Origin of the sequence: Wolbachia endosymbiont of Drosophila baimaii, from assembly GCF_028982185.1 — a bacterium.
GTDB classification, from domain to species: Bacteria; Pseudomonadota; Alphaproteobacteria; order Rickettsiales; family Anaplasmataceae; genus Wolbachia; species Wolbachia pipientis.
Map to the genome: position 1 here is coordinate 1 of NZ_JAPQLE010000016.1, position 1,800 is coordinate 1,800.

Genomic DNA, 1,800 nt, shown 5'->3' on the forward strand with positions numbered 1-1,800 from the left:
TCTTTAATCCATCATAGCTAGCGATGCAACAAAGCCCACTGGGATCCAGGAATTTTATTAAGTTGGCGAGCATAAAAATAGCTGTTTTATCTTAAAATACAACGTTTTAATGATTATGAAAAAGCTGGATTCCAGTGTCAAGCACTGGAATGACACCGAAGGGGCTACTGCCGTCATAAAGGAACCAGTGTCAGCTACTTTCATGACACCATTCTTTTTTCTGGATCCAAGTAGTCAGGGCACTGGGATGACAGGAGAAGGAAGCACTGGGATTGGGATGGAAAAGGCTATTTGTGTGATGCCAATGAGTGATAGAAAGTTCTGCAAGAAGTCATTAATTGCAAAAATTTAATATAAGTGGTAAAGTAGAACCACTGAATAAAAAACATATGTTAATTAATACAACGTCGGAGCTGGAGGACATATGTGAGGGGTTGATAGCAAAAAAGCCAAAATTTATAGCAGTTGACACGGAGTTCATTAGAAATAATTTAATCTACTACCCAAAATTATCGTTAATTCAAATTTCTTACGGAGAGAAGAGTTTTATTGTAGACGCATTAGTGCCAGAAATTGATTTATCATTCATTAAGAAAATAATGCTAAATCAGGGGATAACCAAAGTGTTTCATAGCTGCCGGCAGGATATAGAATCCTTACTCACTGTGTTTAAATGTATTCCCACTCCCATTTTTGATACCCAAGTTGCTGCTATGTTTTGTCATTATTATCATGACTTTATTGGTTACTCAAAAGTAGTGGAGCAATATCAAGGAATAGCACTGGATAAAATTAAAGCTAAAAATTCAGATTGGTTAAGGCGTCCGTTGTCCGAAGATCAGTTAGATTATGCAGTAAACGACGTGGTACACCTATATGACCTATACCAAATATTGTGCAATAAACTTGAAGAAAATAATAGGATGGGTTGGTTTCAAGAGGAGATGGAATCAATAGTTGATATAAATAAGTATTTACATAGCCCAAAAGATGCATGGAAGAGGATTAAATTTAATTATGAAGTAAATCCAAGATTGATACTAACTGTTAAAGCAGTTAGTGAGTGGCAAGAAACCTTAGCACAGCGCTATAATATGAACCGTAATAAAATAATCAATAATGCTGTAATAGCTGATTTTATTGAAAAAAATGTAGAGCATGTTGATGAGATTTTAGATGATCTCAAGAGGAATACAAAAAATATAAAAGATGCGGATTTACTAGAGTTTGTGAATATTTTTAATGAAAATGAGAGAAATTGGATGCAGCAAAACAACACCTTATCGAGTAATTATGACAAATCTGTACTTGATATACTCTCAATTATTTTAGATAGTAAATGTAAAGAAAGTAACATATCAAGGAAATTAGTTTCTTCAAAAGATGAGTTAACCGGGTCAATATCTGGACAGACAGATAAATTATTCAAGGGATGGAGATATGATTTTTTTGGCAGGTCAATTGAATCATTTTTGAACACAAGCTCAAAATTTGAGATTTCAGCAGTGAAATCCGCAAATAATATAACCAAAATTCAGAGTAATTTAGTGGAGAATAACTGTTGCTAAAGTAACTTAGATTTATCGACAATCGTCATCCCGCTACGTGTTAGTGGCCAAGTGACGGTATGACAAGGGAGAACAGTTGCTATGTGTTAGCGGCTAAGAGATACCGCGGCGGTATGACGGTTAAGTAGGGTGTCATCCCAGTCTGGGATGGCTTTGTTGCATCGCTAGCTATGATGGATTAAAGATAAAAAAGATGGAGAATATCAGTAGCTTATTATTCTGGTATTTATAA

At 35.0% G+C, this 1,800-nt stretch carries 2 protein-coding genes; both read left to right on the top strand.

Annotation, left to right across the window (positions count from 1 at the left end):
* The first annotated feature begins 115 nt into the window (after window positions 1–115).
* Window positions 116–352 (top strand): hypothetical protein, encoded by a 237-nt coding sequence (locus OZD66_RS00435; RefSeq protein ID WP_182366455.1) that lies wholly within the window; start codon window positions 116–118, stop codon window positions 350–352.
* A 37-nt stretch (window positions 353–389) separates the two neighbouring features.
* Window positions 390–1,568, top strand: a complete 1,179-nt coding sequence (locus OZD66_RS00440; RefSeq protein ID WP_182366463.1) for a ribonuclease D — start codon at window positions 390–392, stop codon at window positions 1,566–1,568.
* Window positions 1,569–1,800 lie beyond the last annotated feature (232 nt).

Excerpts from the sequence above, each read along its gene's own strand:
- OZD66_RS00435 (WP_182366455.1), top strand. The coding sequence starts at position 116 with ATGAAAAAGCTGGATTCCAGTGTCAAGCACTGGAATGACACCGAAGGG.
- OZD66_RS00440 (WP_182366463.1), top strand. The coding sequence starts at position 390 with ATGTTAATTAATACAACGTCGGAGCTGGAGGACATATGTGAGGGGTTG.